Raw genomic sequence first — 15,880 nt, forward strand, 5'->3', positions numbered from 1 at the left:
GAGAAGCACGTGTCGGGTTCTCTGTGGCGCAACAGCGACTTCGTGAAGATGTGGACGGGCGAGTCGGTGTCGCTGTTCGGCACCTACATCACGCAGCTCGCCTTCCCGCTGACGGCGATCCTCGCGCTCGACGCGACGGCGTCCGAGGTGGGGTTCATCAACGCCGCGAGGTTCGCGCCGTTCCTGCTGATCCCGCTGTTCGCGGGGGTGTGGGTCGACCGCCACCGCCGCAAGCCGGTGCTGCTCGCGGCCCGCGCGGGCTGTGCGGTGGCGCTGTGCGCGGTGCCGCTGGCGCAGACGTCGGGTCTGCTCAGCATCGCCCTGATGTGCGTGATCGCGTTCGTGATCGGCTCGCTGGGCGTGGTCGACCAGATCGCCTACCAGGCATTCGTGCCGTCCGTGGTGCCGAAGGACCAGCTCGTGCGGGCCAACAGCGGGTTCATGGGCAGCGAGTCCGTCGCTTCCGTCGCGGGTCCCGGTGTGGCCGGTCTGCTGATCGCCGCGATCACCGCGCCGGTGGCGCTGCTGGTGAACGCGGCGTCGTTCGTGTTCTCGACGGTGATGCTGCTGTTCGTGCGGGCGGAGGAGGAGAAGCCCGCCCCGCCGGACGGCGACAAGCGGGTGTTCGCGCAGATCCTGCTGGGGATGCGCCTGACGTTGGGCAACCGCGTGCTGGTGTCGCTGATCGGCTGGTCGGGGACCTACAACTTCTTCCACTCCGGCGCGTTCACGCTCGTCGTGATCTTCCTCGTGGACGAGCTGGGCGTGGGTGCGGGGTCGGTGGGCGTGGTGTTCGCCGTCGGCGGTGTCGGCGCGCTGCTCGGCGCGGTCGCGGCCCGCCGGGCGGGCGACCGGTGGGGTGTCGGCCGCACGATGGTGGGCGCGATGGCCGTGGCCGCCGCACCGTGGCTGCTGGTCGCGTTCGCCCACGACGCCCTCACCGGTGTCCTGGTGTTCGGTGCCGTGCTGTTCGTCAACGGGCTCGGCGAGACCGCGTCGAACATCCACTCGCTGAGCCTGCGCCAGAGCGTCATCCCGCCGGAGCTGCTCGGCACCGTGATGGGCGGGATGCGCTTCCTGATCTGGGGCCTCATCCCCGTCGGCTCGCTGCTGGGCGGCGTGCTGGGCACGGCGATCGGGCTCCGCCCGGCCCTGCTCCTGTGCGCCGCGGGCATGATCGCCGCCTGCGCCTGGCCGCTGGCGACGAAGCTGTTCCGGATCCGCTCGGCGGAGGACGTGACCCTCACGCTGACCCGGTGATCACCCCGTTCGGCTCCGCCAAAGGAGACGGGATCGGTGTGTCCACTGTGGCCTCGGTGAAGAAGTCGTTTCACCTCCTCTGACCTGCGTTGTTCGTGACCCGCCGAGCAATCTCCACTGTGGATCACCGGAGGTTTCTGGTACGAAGGTTCCCGTCGGAGCCGTTCGGGAGCAGACCCGGGAAGTCCGGGAACTCGTGTTCGGGTTGGTGCGGATGCGGGTACCACCTCCGGGGAAGAGGGGCACCATGAGCTTCTGGGACTTCGTGGCCGACCGGTGGAGCAGGCTCGCGGGTGAGGCGCTGCTGCACGTCAGCGCCGTCGTGCAGTGCACGGTCCTGGCCGCCCTCATCGGTGTGGGCCTGGGGGTCGCGGTGTACCGCAGCCCCGCTGGGTCGGCGGTCGCGACCGCGTTGACCAGCGCCGTCCTCACCATCCCCTCGTTCGCGCTGCTCGGTCTGCTGATCCCGGTCCTCGGCCTCGGCGCACCGCCGACGGTGGTGGCGCTGGTGCTGTACGGGCTCCTCCCCATCGTGCGCAACACGATCGTCGGGCTGGTCGGCGTGGACGCCTCCGTCCGCGACGCCGCCCGCGGCATCGGGATGAGCCGCCTCGGCGTGCTGACCAGGGTGGAGCTGCGCCTGGCGTGGCCCGCGATCCTCGCGGGGATGCGCGTCTCGACCCAGATGCTGATGGGCATCGCCGCCATCGCCGCCTACGCACGGGGGCCCGGCCTCGGCGTGGAGATCTTCGCCGGGCTGACCAGGGCGGGCAGTGCCAACGCCACCAACCAGGCGGTCGCCGGGACCGTCGGCATCGTCGTCCTCGCGCTGGTCCTGGACGGGGTCTTCGCGCTGATCGGCCGCTACACCACCTCCAGGGGGATCCGTGGCCAGTGAGATCGAACTCGTCGACGTGACCAAGCGGTACCCCGGTGCCGACCAGCCCGCGGTGGACTCGGTCAGCATGACCATCCCCGCGGGCGAGATCGTGGTGTTCGTCGGTCCCTCGGGCTGCGGCAAGACCACCACCATGCGGATGATCAACCGGCTGATCGAGCCCACGTCTGGCCGGATCACCATCGACGGCGAGGACACGCTGTCGCTCGACCCCGACCGGCTGCGCCGCGGCATCGGCTACGCCATCCAGCAGGCCGGGCTGTTCCCGCACCTCACCGTCGGGCAGAACGTCGGCATGGTGCCGGGGCTGCTGGGCTGGAAGAAGTCGAAGTCCGCCGACCGGGTCGACGAGATGCTCGACCTGGTCGGGCTGGACCCGGCCGACTTCCGAGACCGCTTCCCCCGGCAACTGTCGGGAGGGCAGCAGCAGCGCGTCGGCGTGGCCAGGGCGCTCGCCGCGGATCCGCCGGTGCTGCTCATGGACGAGCCGTTCGGGGCCGTCGACCCGATCACCCGCGGCAACCTCCAGGACGAGCTGATGAGGTTGCAGGCCGAGCTGCGCAAGACCATCGTCTTCGTCACCCACGACTTCGGCGAGGCCGTCAAGCTCGGCGACCGGATCGCCGTGCTGGGCCAGCAGTCGCGGATCCTCCAGTACGACACGCCCGAGCAGATCCTGGCCAACCCCGCCGACGACACCGTCGCCGGGTTCGTCGGCGCGGGCGCGTCGCTCAAGCAGCTGACGCTGCTGCGGGTGCGGGAGGTGGAGCTGAGCAAGGCGATCACCGCGACGACGGCCGACGACCCCGCCGAGATCGTCCGCAGGCTCGCGGCGGCGAAGCGCGAGTTCGCCCTGCTGCTGGACGCGCGCGGCCGTCCGACCGGGTGGGTGCACGCCCGCACGCCGTCCAAGCCGGTGCCCGTCGGCGACTCCGTGACGCTCCAGTCGACGTTGCAGGACGCGCTGGAGGCGATCCTCACCGAGGGCGGCGCCGCGGTCGTCACCGGTGCCAGGGGCGAGTACGTCGGGCTCGTGGAGATCGACACCGTGATGAGCACGGTGAAGCGGCTGCGCGAGGAGGCGGGCGCGTGACGGCCGCCCTCGCGCGGGAGCGGAGGTCGGAGCGGCTCCGGCTGCTGGTGCAGCCCGTCGCGGTGCTCCTGCTGGTGCTCGGCGTGCTGGTGTGGGCGTTCTCCCAGGACCTCGACTCGATCGAGCGGCAGAGCCTCAACGCCTCGGCGCTGCTGTCGGCGACGTGGGACCACCTGGTGATCAGCTTCGTGGTGACCGCGCTCGTGCTCGTGGTCGCGGTGCCGCTGGGCGTCCTGCTGACCCGCCGGTGGGCCCGCCGCGTCGCACCGCTGTTCCTCGGCATCGCGACGATCGGCCAGGCCTCCCCCGCGATCGGCGTCCTGGTGCTGTTCTTCCTGGCGACCGGGATGGAGGGCCTGTGGGCGGCGGTGCTGCCGATCGCCTTCTACACGCTGCTCCCGGTGCTGCGCAACACGGTGGTCGGCCTCCAGGGCGTCGACCCGGCGCTGGTCGACGCGGGCCGGGGCATCGGCATGTCCTCGGGCGCGGTGCTGCGCCGGATCGAGCTGCCGCTGGCGGTTCCGCTGATCCTGGCGGGCCTGCGCACGGCGCTCGTGCTCGCGGTCGGCGTGGCCACGCTCGCGGTGTTCGTCAACGGCGGCGGCCTCGGACTGCTGATCGACACCGGCTACAAGCTCGCCCGGTTCCCGGTGCTGATCACCGGCGCCGTGCTGGCCGTCGGGCTGGCGCTGCTGGTGGACTGGCTCGGCGCCGTCGCCGAGGCCTACCTGGGACCGAAGGGGCTGCGATGAAGAGGACCGTGCGCCGTCTGGCCGCGCTGGCCGCCGCGACCGGGCTGCTCGCGTCCGGCTGCGGCCTGGAGACCTCGTTCGCGCTGCCGTTCGACGTGGCGCCCGGCTCGATCCAGCGGGTGCCGGAACTCGACGGTCTCGGCGTCGCGGTGGGGTCCAAGGACTTCACCGAGAACCAGGTGCTCGGCTACATCGCCGAGGTCGCGCTCGCCGCCGCGGGCGCCGAGGTGCGGGACATGACCAACATCCAGGGGTCGAACAGCTCGCGCCAGGCCCTGCTGACGGGTGACATCGACCTGTCCTGGGACTACACCGGTACGGGGTGGATCAGCTACCTGGGCAACACCGAGCCCATCCCGGACGAGAAGGCCCAGTTCGAGGCGGTCCGCGACGCCGACCTCGCGGCGAACGGCCTGCGCTGGCTGGACTACTCGGCGGTCAACAACACCTACGCCTTCGCCGTCACCAAGGACTTCGCGCGGGCCAACAACCTCACGACGACCTCGGACATGGCCGCGCTGGTGCGCGACTCCCCCGACAAGGCCGTGTTCTGCCTGGAGACGGAGTTCATCAGCCGCAACGACGGTTTCCCCGGCGTGGCGGCGGCCTACGGGTTCGACGCGAAGACCGCGCAGGTCAAGACCTTCGGCACCGGCACGATCTACACCGCGACCGCGGACGGCCTGTGCAACTTCGGCGAGGTGTTCACCACCGACGGCCGCATCCTGGCGCTGGACCTGGTGGTGCTGGAGGACGACAAGAAGTTCTTCCCGCAGTACAACGCCTCCGTCGTGCTGCGCTCGGACTTCGACACCGCCCACCCGCAGGTGCGGGAGATCATGGCGCCGATCGTGGCGAAGCTCGACAACGACACCATCCGCGGCCTCAACGCCGAGGTCGACGTCGACGGCCGCGACCCGGCGGTGGTCGCCCGCGACTGGATGGTCCGCGAGGGCTTCGTGTCCCTGCCACCGGCCTGACCTCGCCGGGAGCGTCCGTCCGATGTGGATGCCGACGCTCCCGGAGGACGCGCCGCGAGCCGCTCGTCCCCCGAGCGAGCTACCCACGACTGTCCACCGCGCGGTGACGATTCCGGGCGGGTGGATCCCTAGCGTTCTCACCGTAGCCGCGGCACCCCGCCGCGGACCTCGCGGAGGAGACGTCATGCGGTTCGTGAAGCAGCTCTTGGCCGTCGCGGCGGTCAGCCTGGTCGGCGGTCAGGCCGTCGCCGCGGTGCGGGCGACGAGCGACTGGCTCACCCTGGTCCTCGGACTCCTGACAGCCGTGGCCGCGGTCGCCGTCTACCGGTGGGTGGTGCGGCGCACCGAGCACCGGGAGCCCACGGAGCTGGCCGGGGCGGGCGCCGTCGCCCGAACCGGTCGGGGCGTGCTGATCGGGTTCGCCATGTGCGCGGCGGTCATCGTCAACATCGCCTTCCTCGACGGGTACCACGTCAACGGCCTCGGCTCGGTCACCGGGGCGCTGGCGCTGCTCGGGTTCATGTCGGCCGCCGCCGTGGGCGAGGAGCTGCTCTTCCGCGGGGTGCTGTTCCGCGTGGTCGAGGAGCGCACCGGTACCTGGATCGCGCTGCTGCTGACCGGTGTCCTGTTCGGCCTCATGCACCTGGCCAACCCCGACGCCAGCCTGTGGGGCGCCACCGCCATCGCCGTGGAGGCCGGGTTCATGCTCGCCGCCTGCTACGCCGCCACCCGCAACCTGTGGGTGCCGATCGGGCTGCACTTCGGCTGGAACTTCGCGCTGGGCGGCATCTTCAGCGCCGCGGTCTCCGGCAACGGCGCGTCGAAGGGCCTGCTGGACACCACGATGTCGGGGCCGGACCTGGTCACCGGCGGCGAGTTCGGCCCGGAGGGCAGCCTGTACACGGTGGCGGCGGGCGTGGTGCTGACGCTGGTGTTCCTGTGGCTGGCCCACCGCCGCGGCCACATCGTCCCGCGTCGCGGCCGCACTGCCGGCGCTACAGTTTCCCGGTGATCGACCTCCGGAAGGTGTCCGCCCGCTGGCAGGGCTGGGACGTCGCGGTCCGGGACCTCCCGCTCGCGCTGCTGCTCGCGCTCACGTCGCTGCTGCCCGCGCTGCACAACCGCGGCACGCAGATCGGTGAGCTGCCGGGCCGTCCCCTCGACGCGCTGACCTTCGTGGTGATCGGCCTCCAGTGCCTCCCGCTCGCGGTCCGCCGCCGCTGGCCCGCCCTGTGCCTCGCCCTGGTGCTGCTCGGTTTCGTGGTCGACCAGCTCCGCGGCTACCACACGGTCGCGGGCACGGCGGTCCCCCTCGCCCTGATGAGCGCGGCGGCGCACCTGGAGCACCACCGGCGCACCGCCGCCGTCCTCGCCACCGCCGCGTACGTGGCGATGGTCGTCGGACTCTTCCGGCTCGGGTCGCCCGAGACGCTGATCGGGTTCACGACGTTCTACGCGGCGCTGGCCGCCGCGTGGGCCGTCGGGGCCTGGCTGAGGACGACCCGGATCGCCGAGGCCGAACGCCGCGGAGCCGTCGCCGCGGCCACCCGCGTCGCCGAGCGCACCCGCATCGCGAGCGAACTCCACGACGTCGTGACGCACCACGTGACGGCGATGGTGGTGCAGGCCGAGGCGGCCCGCTACCTGACGGCCGCCCCGGAACGCCTCGACCGGTCGCTGACCGCCATCACCGACAGCGGCAGGCGGGCCATCAAGGACCTGCGGAACCTGCTCGACCTGCTCAACCCGGAGCACGGCGCCGAACCGCGCACGCCGTCGGTCGGCGAACTGCGCTCCCTGGTGGAGCAGACCAGGCAGGCCGGGCAGCCGGTGGAGTTCACCGAGGACGGGGCGCCCTCGGCGACGACCGGCAGCGCGGCCATCGCGGCCTACCGGGTGGTGCAGGAGGCGCTGACGAACGCCCTCAAGCACGCCAACGGCAGCCGGACGACCGTCCACGTGCGACACGGCGGGGCGGAGACGACCGTGGAGGTCAGCACCGACGAGTCCGGGTCGCGGTCCTCGTCGCCCGGTGGGAGCGGGCGGGGTCTCGCGGGGCTGCGGGAGCGGGTCGACGTGCTCGGCGGCGAGTTCAGCGCGGGGCCGCGGGCGGGCGGCGGCTTCGTCGTGCGGGCGCGCATCCCCACGGGCAGCGCGTCGTGACCTCCTGGGGGCGCGGTCACCGGAGTAGCCTCTTCCCCCGTGCCACCGTGGAAGACGTTCGAGCAGGCCGAGCCGGAGTTCGCCGCGCGGGTGCGGCGGCTGTTCGACTCGGGCCGCCACAAGACGCTCGCGACCCTGCGCGCCGACGGCTCGCCGCGCATCTCCGGCATCGAGTGCGAGTTCGCCGGGGGTGACCTCCGCTTCGGGTCGATGCCCGGCGCGCGCAAGGGCGCCGACCTCAGGCGGGACCCCCGGTTCGCCCTGCACGGCCCCACCTCCCACCCCGTGGAGGGCAGGGAGGGCGAGTGGCCGGGCGAGGCGAAGATCGCGGGCCGGGCCGTCCCGGTGGCCGAGGAGGCAGGCGGTGAGCAGCCCGCCGGGGAGACGTTCGTCGCCGACGTCACCGAGGTGGTCGTCACGGCGCTCAACGCCGAGGCGACGAGGCTCGTCGTCGAGTCGTGGACGCCCGAGCGGGGACTGCGCAGGGTCGAGCGGGAGTGACGCGCGCCGTGGGGGCTCCGGGCGGAGCCCCCACGGCGGCGTTCGTCACGGACTGGTGCAGGTCACCGTCGGCAGCGAGTTGGTGCCGGAGTAGCTGACCGCGAACCCGAAGTTCACCGATCCCTCGGGTGGGATCGTGCGGTTCCAGTCCACGTTCTTCACCACCACCTCGGCCCCGGACCCGGAGCGCACGCCGTTCCACACGCTGTTGACCGTCTGGCCGTCGGCGTAGGTCCACCGCGCGGTCCACCCGTTGTAGGCGGTGGCGCTGTGGTTCATGACCTCGACCTCGCCCTGGAAACCGCCCTGCCACGCGCTGGTGATCTTGTAGATCGCCATGCAGTGCGCGTCGCCCGGCGGGTTCTGGCCGGTGGTCGTGGTCGTGGTCGTCGTCGGACCGCCGCCCCCGCCGCCGACCCCGGTGACCTCGCCGTTGCCGCCGTCGAAGACGACGTCGGAGCAGTTGTAGAAGGTCTCCTGGCTGTCGGACCTGGTCCACACCGAGTAGACGAGGTGCCTGCCCGACTTGCCCGAGGGCAGGGTGGCGTTCCAGTTGTACTGGCCGTCGACCGTGCCGACCTGGCCGACGCGCGCCGGGTCCTTGATGCTCGCGAACGGCGTGCTCTCCAGGTCGTCCCACGCCAGCGCGCGGGTCGGGCTCCAGCTGTCCTTGGTGATGTACAGGTGGAACGTGCCGGGGTGCGCGGCCCACGCGTTGTACGCCCAGGCGAAGTTCGCGCCGGAGGTCAGGTGCGTGAGCGGGTAGTCGTTCCTGGCGAGGTCGAACCCGGAGTAGGTCGGGTTGCCGCCGCTGCACAGCTTGCCGTCGGGGATGAAGCCGCGGGTCCGGCCCGCGCCGTCGGAGCGCAGCACGCCGAACCAGTTGTAGAGGGCGTTGTCGCCGCCCGCGGACACCGCCGCCGCGCAGCCGGGGTTCTGCGGCACGATGTTGCCCTGCGGCGACAGGCCGTCGCGCCAGCACAGGAAGGTCCGGCTGCCCGGTTTCATCATGGCGCCGTGGGCGGACGCCGCGGTCGGACTGATCACGTTCACGAGCACGGCTATCAGCACACCGGTGACACCGGCCGCGGCCAGCGCGATCCATCGTCGGGCCGTCACGTCGTCCACCTCCTCGTCGAGGTTCTGGGAACGCTCCCAGAACCTCGACTGTAACGGCCATCACGCCGGAGTGTGAACACCCAATCACCCACTGCGTCCACTCGGACGCACGCGCACCCCCGTCCCGCCGAACGAACCGGGCGACCACAGCGGCCACCGCGGCCGCCTCGGTGACGACCAGGCCCGGTCACCCAGCAGGACCACGTCGGCTGGCGAGCGGTGCGTGGAGGCCACCCGAACCCGGTGGCAGTGGTCGACGTGGACGCGATCCGGACCGCGCTCGGCGGGTGAGGCCGGAACGGTCAGCACGGCAGGACGGCGTCGACGATCTCTCGCGTGTCGTGCACCCGCGCCGCCGCTCCCGGTCCGCGCCGGGCGGCACGCTCGGGTGATCAGCCGCCGATCACGCCGATGGCGATGCCGAGCATCGCGGTGTTGTAGACGAACGAGAGCACACCGTGCGCGAGAACCCGCAGCCGGATCCCGGAGGTGCGCGACTCGACGTCGGAGACCGCGAACGTGGTGCCGACGGTGAACGAGAAGTACGCGAAGTCGATGAACGTCGGGTGTTCGGTGCCGGGGAACACCAGCAGCTTCTCGGGCAGGTCGGCGTAGTAGGCCTGCGCGTAGCGGTCGGCGTAGCCGAAGTGCAGGATCCCCCACGCCAGCAGCACCGCGGGCACACCCACGACCTTGCCGTTCACCGCCTCCTGGGTGCCCTCTTCGCCGACCACGATGAGCAGGCCGGACATGATCCCGATGAAGCTGGTGATCAGGGTGAACAGGGTGCCGCTGCGGCGGCCCAGCGCGGTCTTGACCCACGCGCCCTGGTCGTCCCCCGCCCGCTTGCCGCGCCTGAGGCGGATGACGCGGATCGCCAGGTAGACGACCGCGAGGACGTCCCACAACGCGATCCACCTGAGGTCGTCCGAGAAGAAGATCGGGAGACCGAGCAGGACGAGTGTGCCCTCGATGGTCCGGGACAGCACGATTGACGGGCTGAAGCGCATGACTTTCCTTTGTCGGGGCAGCAGGGGTGGCCGGTCGACCCGGTCCCGCGACCCTCCTGGTCGCGGGGCCGGGAAGGCGTCAGCCCGCGGCGCGGAGGATGAGTTCGGCGACCGCGTTCGGACGCGAGACCGCCACGGCGTGCGAGGCTCCGGCGACCGTCGCGGTGGCGCGTGAGCCAGCCCGGTCGGCCATGAACTCCTGTGCTCGCACGGGGATGTTCTTGTCGGCGCCTGCCAGCAGGAACCACGAGGGGATGCTCGCCCAGGAGGGCGTGCCGGACGCCTCGTTCAGGGCGACGTCCCGGATGGGGCGCTGGGTGCTGGCCATGAGCGCGGCCTGTCGCGCCGGGACGTCGGCCGCGAACTGCTGCCGGAAGAGCGCGGGCTTGATGTAGAGGTCCGTCGAACCGTCGGGCAACGGGACCGGTGCCAGCGTCTCACCCAGCGTGCTGCCGGGGTGCTCCGCGGCGAGCCGCGCCGCTGCTTCCCCCTCGGCGGGGGCGAAGGCGGCGACGTACACCAGAGCCTTCACCTTCGGGGAACGTGCGTTCACGTTGGTGATGACGGCGCCGCCGTAGGAGTGGCCGACGAGCACCACGGGGCCGTCGATGGTGGCGAGACGCGTGTCGAGGGCCTCGGCGTCGGAGGCGACTCCGCGCAGCGGGTTGGCCACGGCGACTGCGGTGAAGCCGCGTCGCTGCAACCGTTCGATGACGGGGTTCCAGCTCGCGCCGTCGGCGAAGGCGCCGTGAACGAGGACGATCGTGGGCTTCTGACCGGACGTCGGGTGGGCGGCCACCGCGTTCGAGATGCCGAACGGGGCGAGCCCGGCGGCGGCGGCGAGGACGGCGAGCAGAGCGGTGATGCGGTGTCTGAGCTTGTGCACGTCAGGTTCTCAGTCCGTGAGGAAGGCGATCAGGGCGGTGTTGACCTCGGCCGCGTGGGTGAGCAGCAGGCCGTGCGGAGCGCCGTCGACCTCGACGTAGCGCGCGTTGGGCAGGCGGCGGTGGAATTCGCGGGCGGTGGCGTCGATCGGCAGGATGCGGTCGGCGGTGCCGTGCAGGATCAGCGACGGCACGTCGATGCGCTCCACGTCGGCCCTGAAGTCCGTCAGCCACGCCGGGACGCACGCGTACGCCGCCACGGGTGCCGAGGCGATGGCGGTGGCCCAGTTCGCCCGCAGCGCGGCATCGCTGAGACGGGACCCGAGCGTCTCGTCGGTGTTGAAGAAGTCGACGAAGAAGTTCTCGTACCAGGCGTAGCGGTCGGCCTCGGCCTGCTCGGCGATGCCGTCGAACACCGACTGCGGCACGCCCGCGGGGTTGTCCTCGGTGTGCAGCAGGAACGGCTGGAGCGCACCGAGGAAGGCCGCCTTCGCCACCCGCTGCGAGCCGTAGGTGCCGAGGTAGCGGGCGACCTCGCCCGAGCCCATCGAGAAGCCGACGAGGACGACGTCGTTCAGGTCGAGCCGGGTCAGGACCTTGTCCAGGTCGCCCGCGAAGGTGTCGTAGTCGTAGCCCGTCATGGTCTTGCTCGACCGGCCGAAGCCCCGGCGGTCGTAGGTGATGACCCGGTAGCCGGCCTTCACCAGCGCGTCGGTCTGCTTCTCCCACGACTGCCCGTCCAGCGGGTAGCCGTGGATCAGGACGACCGGCTGGCCGGAGCCGTGGTCCTCGTAGTACAGCTCGACGTCGGTCGAGCCCTCGGTGCCGACGGTGATGGTTCCCATGGTGCCTTCCCGCCCGTCCGCCGTGTGCGGACCGGGCACGGCACGAACCTAGGGAGCGAGCAGGGCTGGCCGCGTCCGTCGGACTACGTCTTCGGCGTACGTCGTCGTGCCGCGCAGCACCGCGGCGAGTTCGCCTCGTGACGTCACGCCCAGTTTGGGGAACATCCGCTGGAGGTGCGTGCTCACCGTCCTGGGCGAGACGTACAGCCGCTCGCCGATCTCCCGGTTGGTGAGCCCTTGCGCGGCGAGCTGGGCGACGTGCAGCTCGGTCGACGTGAGCCGGTCGACGGCGGCCGGGTCCTGGCGGGGCGAGGACGTGCCCGCCGCGCGCAGCTCCTGGCGTGCCCGCTCAGCCCAGGCCGACGCGCCGAGCGCGTCGAAGACCTCGCGTGCGGCCCGCAGGACCACACGGGAGTCCGCGGGCCGCCGGTGCCGCCGCAGCCACGCGCCCAGAGCGAGGTGCACCCGCGCCCGTTCGAACGGCCAGTCGACCGGGACGGCGTCGAGAGCCGCCCGGTAGAGCTGCTCGGCGGCGTCCGGCGGGCTGAGCAGGGCGCGAGCGAGGCGCAGTCCGCAGAGCAGGGCCGGTGAGGGCGTCCCCTCCGCGAGCGGCTCCAGCTCCCGCAGGACCTCCCGCGCCGCGTCGGTGAACTCGCTGCGCACAGCCGCCTCGACCAGTTCGGCGACCCCGTAGAACCGCAGCCAGGGGTGGAAAGCGGGGTCGGCGGGGTCGAAGGCGCGCTGCAGGTGCCCGAAGGCGTCGCCGTAGCGTCCCTGGCAGAGGGCTTCCTGACCGCGAGCCATCTGCACGATGGCCAGTGCCGGGCGCGCGCCACAGGGAAGAGCGGTGCGCTCCGCCTCCGACGCCCACGCCTCCACACGCGGATCGCCGCAGACGGCGGCGAGCTGTGCGCGGATGGCGTGCACCATCGCGTGCACGAGGGGCTGACCGGTCTCGCGGGCCAGCTCGGCGGCCTCCTCGGCGGCGAGGTGAGCGGCGCGCACGTCGCCGAGCCGTGCGGCGCTGCCCGCCTGGACGCACAGGGCCCTGGCCAGCATCGACAGACGGCCCTGCGCACGGAGCGGGTCCAGTGACCTCGCCGCCAGCCGACCGGCCAGGGCGGGAGCACCCACCGTCACCGCGGCGGCGCCCAGGAGCTGGTCGCCCTCGGCGTCCTCGGACGAGCGCTCCAGCTGACCGGCCAGGCCCTCGAGCGCCGTTCGGCCGCGCTCGACCGGTGCGCAGTACGCCCGCAGGGCCACCAGGTCGGCGTTGTCCGCGTGCACGGGCATCCGGTCGGCCGCGGCGGCGACCCGCCGGCGAGCGGCCGGCCCCGGCTCTCCCCAGAAGCAGTGCAGGACCGCGCCCCACAGCATGCGCAGTCCCAGCACGGGCTCACCACCGGCAGCGGTCTCGACGGCCAGCTCGGCCAGTTCGGCGGTCGCGGTGCCCTCGCCCTGCGCCGCCCCCTCGACCAGGGCGATGCCGACCCAGGCCGCACGCCCCTGGTCCCGGACCGACAGGTCCAGCGAGCGCGCCTGGGCCAGCAGGTGCGCCGCGACGTCGCTCTGGCCCGACTCCAGGGCGAGCTCGGACGCGCGCAGCAGCCGGTCCGCTCGTGCGGAGGGGTCCGCGGTCAGCTCCGCCGCTCGTCGCAGCGCGGCCAGGGCCGCGGCGACACCACCGCGCCGCACGGCCCTGCCGGCGGTGAGGTCGAGTTCCCGCGCCGCGTGCTCGTCGGGACCGGCGGTGGCGGCGGCGCGGTGCCACGCCTGCCGGTCGGGCTGTCCCTGGAGCTCGTGGGCGAGAGCGGCGTGCGCGGCCTGTCGTTCCGCGGCCGTCGCGGCGTGGTGCATCGCCGAACGGACGAGCGGGTGCCGGAAGACCATCCCCCAGGGCTCCAGCAGGCCCGCGCCGACCGCCGGTTCGAGGGCGGCGACGCCGACCGCCGTCCCGAGCATCCGGGCAGCGGCGGCGAGGCACTCGTCCATCGTTCCGTCACCGTTGAGGGCCGCGAGGAGGAGGACCGCCCGCGTGTCGGCCGGAAGCCGGGAGACCCGTGCCGTGAAGGTTCGCTCCAGCCGTTCGGTCAACGGCAGCGGACCCGGCGTGAGGGCGTAGGCCCCACCGACCGACCGCAGCGCGACCGGCAGCTCGGTCAACGCCAGCGGGTTCCCCGCCGCCTCCACCAGCAGTCGCCGCCTGACTTGCTGCCCCAGGTCGGGGGCCACCGCGTCCAGCAGCTCGCCCGACACCTCGTCCGTCAGCGGGTCCAGGTGCAGCACGGGCAGCCCGGCGCAGCCGAGCCGGTCGTCGAGGCAGCGGGTGACGGCGACCAGGGCGAGGGGGTCGGACTCGATCCGCCGCGCGACGAACCCGAGCACGTCGAGGCTGGCCCGGTCCATCCAGTGGGCGTCCTCGACGACCACCAGCAGCGGTGCCTTCACGGCCGCGTCCGACAGCAGGGTCAGCGCGGCCAGGCCGACGAGGTAGAGGTCGGGCACGAACTCGTCGACGAGCCCGACGGCCGCGCGCAGGGCGGCGCGTTGCGGCGCCGGCAGGTCGTCGATCCCGTCTCGGAGCTGGTGGACCAGCTGGTGCAGGCCGGCGCAGGGCACGTCCTCCTCCGACTCCACGCCCACCGCCGTGATCACCCGCGTCCCGCGGTCAACGGCCCGCGCCGCGGCCTCCGCGACCAACGCCGACTTGCCGATCCCAGGGGCGCCGAGGACGACCACCGCGCCGCCCGACCCCGAGGCGGCCTGCTCGACCAGGGCGGCCAGTGCACGGCGTTCCGTCTCGCGTCCCAGCAGCGCCCGTCGTTGCATGCCGCGCTCTCTCTTCCGTGTGACTTCCCGCTGCCGACGAGCGGCCGCGGTCCGCAGAATGGCACGCGCGTCGCTCCGGGCAAAGCGAGGGCTCCAGTGCCTTCGGGAGTATTCGAGCACCCGCTTGAACGTTCCACGGGCTCGTCGCTCACGAGGTGGTGCGGTTCACATCCGGGACTCGTGCGGGACCGGCCGTCCGACAACGTCGATCGGAACACCCGGCGACCGGCTTTCGGCTGACGTGAGCTCAGCCTGCCGGGCCTGCGCTTCCGCTACCACAGGACGGTTCAGGAACGTCCGGGGGATGAGGTGCCGCGGTCCGGAATCGGCCAGCCCGGAACCGCGCACCGCCCTCTGCGCAGGAACTCCTGACTCGGTGGGGGGTTGCGGGATCGGCACCAGCAGATGGCGCGGTGCACGCCAGGGCCGGAGCCGTGTCGGCTGCCGCGGCGGGCGGTCACCGGTGTGATGCCCTTGGACCGCGCCAAGTCCCGGTCGGGGACACGGCCACCGGGATGCCGTGTCCTTCGGTGAACAGGGGGTGCTCCGAGCCCGTTCCGGCCGCTCTGCCGATGCTCGACCCGATTCCCGCGCGGTGGCTGCACCTCGCGCTCCAGGGCATCGGGTTCACCGACGAGGTGCCCCGCGGTGACGTGGACCGAATCGCCGTGGCCGCTCGGGTCACGACTCCCGGCGCACCACGTACCAGCCGGTGCGGTCGAACCCGTCGACCCGGCCGCCGCCGTCGAGCAGACCGGTCAGCGCGTGGCGCACGGCGAGGCGCCAGCGCCGCGCCAGGTCGGGGTCGGTCGTGCGGAGACCCTCGACGTTCCGCGGCACGGCCACGAGGGAGGTGGCGCCGTCGAGGCTGCCCGGCAGCGGGCCGCCGTCCTCGGCGACGCCCAGCGCCACCACCGCCCCGGCCGCGAGTTCGTCCGCGGCCACGGCGCTCGTGGTGCCACCGCCCGCCGCCCGGTCGCGCAGCGCCCAGCGCACGAGGAAGCGGTCGGAGTCCTCGTCGCCGTTGATGGCGTCGAGCATGGGACCGTAGAAGTTCGTGAGGTACTCGGTCGGTCGCGCGCCCAGCTTCACCAGGTTGAAGTAGGCGTTGCGCGCCACCAGCGGGTCGAACGTCCAGGCGATCTCGGACAGGCCGCGCGCCAGCGCCCACGACCGCTGGTGCTGCTTGAGCGCGAACCCGACGCTGCGACCGGTGGCCGAGCGCGAGACACCCGCGATGTGGCTGTGCAGCGCGTCGCTCGCGGGCGCGTGGACGAAGCCGACGCAGGCGCCCACCAGCCGGTCGCCCTCGAAGGCGCCCGACACGTAGTTGCCCGCCTTGGTGAAGGCGCGCAGGAGTTCGATCGTCACCGGGGGGTTCGCCGAACGGCCCCAGACGGTGGCGAACAGGTCCACCACCTGGTTCAGCTCGGACAGGTGCGCGAGGTCGCGGACCGAGACACCGGCGGCCCTCGCCGCGGCGAGGGCGGTGTCCACCGCGCGGGCCTGCTCGGGCGCCGCGGTCTTCATGTCGGTCACGGCGTTC

General features: G+C 72.6%; 14 protein-coding genes. 8 read left to right on the forward strand and 6 right to left on the reverse strand.

The features are described 5' to 3' along the window. The first annotated feature begins 9 nt into the window (after window positions 1–9). From VFZ92_RS03930 to VFZ92_RS03965, 8 genes are all read left to right on the forward strand, one after another. On the forward strand, window positions 10–1,260 hold the full coding sequence (locus VFZ92_RS03930) for an MFS transporter (protein WP_330874292.1): 1,251 nt from the start codon (window positions 10–12) through the stop codon (window positions 1,258–1,260). A gap of 247 nt (window positions 1,261–1,507) precedes the next feature. Next, window positions 1,508–2,158 carry an ABC transporter permease gene (locus VFZ92_RS03935; protein ID WP_330874293.1) on the forward strand — a complete coding sequence of 217 codons (651 nt, stop codon included), beginning with the start codon at window positions 1,508–1,510 and terminating at the stop codon, window positions 2,156–2,158. After that, window positions 2,148–3,251: an ABC transporter ATP-binding protein gene (locus VFZ92_RS03940; protein WP_330874294.1), complete on the forward strand. Its 1,104-nt coding sequence runs from the start codon at window positions 2,148–2,150 to the stop codon at window positions 3,249–3,251. The genes VFZ92_RS03935 and VFZ92_RS03940 overlap by 11 nt, the downstream gene beginning before the upstream one ends. Further along, window positions 3,248–4,003, forward strand: a complete 756-nt coding sequence (locus tag VFZ92_RS03945) for an ABC transporter permease (protein ID WP_330874295.1) — start codon at window positions 3,248–3,250, stop codon at window positions 4,001–4,003. The genes VFZ92_RS03940 and VFZ92_RS03945 overlap by 4 nt, the downstream gene beginning before the upstream one ends. After that, on the forward strand, window positions 4,000–4,983 hold the full coding sequence (locus tag VFZ92_RS03950) for a glycine betaine ABC transporter substrate-binding protein (RefSeq protein ID WP_330874296.1): 984 nt from the start codon (window positions 4,000–4,002) through the stop codon (window positions 4,981–4,983). The genes VFZ92_RS03945 and VFZ92_RS03950 overlap by 4 nt, the downstream gene beginning before the upstream one ends. A 184-nt stretch (window positions 4,984–5,167) precedes the next feature. Continuing rightward, window positions 5,168–5,995, forward strand: coding sequence for a CPBP family intramembrane glutamic endopeptidase (locus tag VFZ92_RS03955; RefSeq protein WP_330874297.1), 828 nt, complete (start codon window positions 5,168–5,170; stop codon window positions 5,993–5,995). Then, window positions 5,992–7,146 carry a sensor histidine kinase gene (locus tag VFZ92_RS03960; protein ID WP_330874298.1) on the forward strand — a complete coding sequence of 385 codons (1,155 nt, stop codon included), beginning with the start codon at window positions 5,992–5,994 and terminating at the stop codon, window positions 7,144–7,146. Before VFZ92_RS03955 ends, VFZ92_RS03960 begins: the two co-directional genes overlap by 4 nt. 39 nt (window positions 7,147–7,185) lie before the next feature. After that, a complete protein-coding gene (locus VFZ92_RS03965) occupies window positions 7,186–7,647 on the forward strand; it encodes a pyridoxamine 5'-phosphate oxidase family protein (protein WP_330874299.1) in 462 nt (153 codons plus the stop codon). A 45-nt stretch (window positions 7,648–7,692) separates the two neighbouring features. Here the strand turns inward: VFZ92_RS03965 and VFZ92_RS03970 are convergent, their stop codons facing one another. From VFZ92_RS03970 to VFZ92_RS03995, 6 genes are all read right to left on the reverse strand, one after another. Further along, window positions 7,693–8,766, reverse strand: a complete 1,074-nt coding sequence (locus VFZ92_RS03970; RefSeq protein WP_330874300.1) for a lytic polysaccharide monooxygenase auxiliary activity family 9 protein — start codon at window positions 8,764–8,766, stop codon at window positions 7,693–7,695. 392 nt (window positions 8,767–9,158) lie between these two features. Further along, window positions 9,159–9,776, reverse strand: a complete 618-nt coding sequence (locus tag VFZ92_RS03975; RefSeq protein WP_330874301.1) for a DUF1345 domain-containing protein — start codon at window positions 9,774–9,776, stop codon at window positions 9,159–9,161. 79 nt (window positions 9,777–9,855) lie between these two features. After that, window positions 9,856–10,575 carry an alpha/beta hydrolase gene (locus VFZ92_RS03980; RefSeq protein WP_330874405.1) on the reverse strand — a complete coding sequence of 240 codons (720 nt, stop codon included), beginning with the start codon at window positions 10,573–10,575 and terminating at the stop codon, window positions 9,856–9,858. Between the two features lie 96 nt (window positions 10,576–10,671). Then, complete coding sequence (locus VFZ92_RS03985) at window positions 10,672–11,505, reverse strand: alpha/beta hydrolase (RefSeq protein WP_330874302.1); 834 nt, start codon at window positions 11,503–11,505, stop codon at window positions 10,672–10,674. Window positions 11,506–11,553: 48 nt separating this feature from the next. Then, window positions 11,554–14,334: an ATP-binding protein gene (locus VFZ92_RS03990; RefSeq protein ID WP_330874303.1), complete on the reverse strand. Its 2,781-nt coding sequence runs from the start codon at window positions 14,332–14,334 to the stop codon at window positions 11,554–11,556. Window positions 14,335–15,015: 681 nt separating this feature from the next. Beyond that, window positions 15,016–15,864, reverse strand: coding sequence for a GNAT family N-acetyltransferase (locus VFZ92_RS03995; RefSeq protein WP_330874406.1), 849 nt, complete (start codon window positions 15,862–15,864; stop codon window positions 15,016–15,018). Window positions 15,865–15,880 lie beyond the last annotated feature (16 nt).

This window comes from Umezawaea sp. (assembly GCF_036375055.1).
In the GTDB taxonomy this organism is placed as follows: Bacteria; Actinomycetota; Actinomycetes; order Mycobacteriales; family Pseudonocardiaceae; genus Umezawaea.

Excerpts from the sequence above, each read along its gene's own strand:
- VFZ92_RS03995 (WP_330874406.1), bottom strand. The coding sequence starts at position 15,864 with ATGAAGACCGCGGCGCCCGAGCAGGCCCGCGCGGTGGACACCGCCCTC.
- VFZ92_RS03985 (WP_330874302.1), bottom strand. The coding sequence starts at position 11,505 with ATGGGAACCATCACCGTCGGCACCGAGGGCTCGACCGACGTCGAGCTG.
- VFZ92_RS03990 (WP_330874303.1), bottom strand. The coding sequence starts at position 14,334 with ATGCAACGACGGGCGCTGCTGGGACGCGAGACGGAACGCCGTGCACTG.
- VFZ92_RS03950 (WP_330874296.1), top strand. The coding sequence starts at position 4,000 with ATGAAGAGGACCGTGCGCCGTCTGGCCGCGCTGGCCGCCGCGACCGGG.
- VFZ92_RS03955 (WP_330874297.1), top strand. The coding sequence starts at position 5,168 with ATGCGGTTCGTGAAGCAGCTCTTGGCCGTCGCGGCGGTCAGCCTGGTC.
- VFZ92_RS03975 (WP_330874301.1), bottom strand. The coding sequence starts at position 9,776 with ATGCGCTTCAGCCCGTCAATCGTGCTGTCCCGGACCATCGAGGGCACA.
- VFZ92_RS03935 (WP_330874293.1), top strand. The coding sequence starts at position 1,508 with ATGAGCTTCTGGGACTTCGTGGCCGACCGGTGGAGCAGGCTCGCGGGT.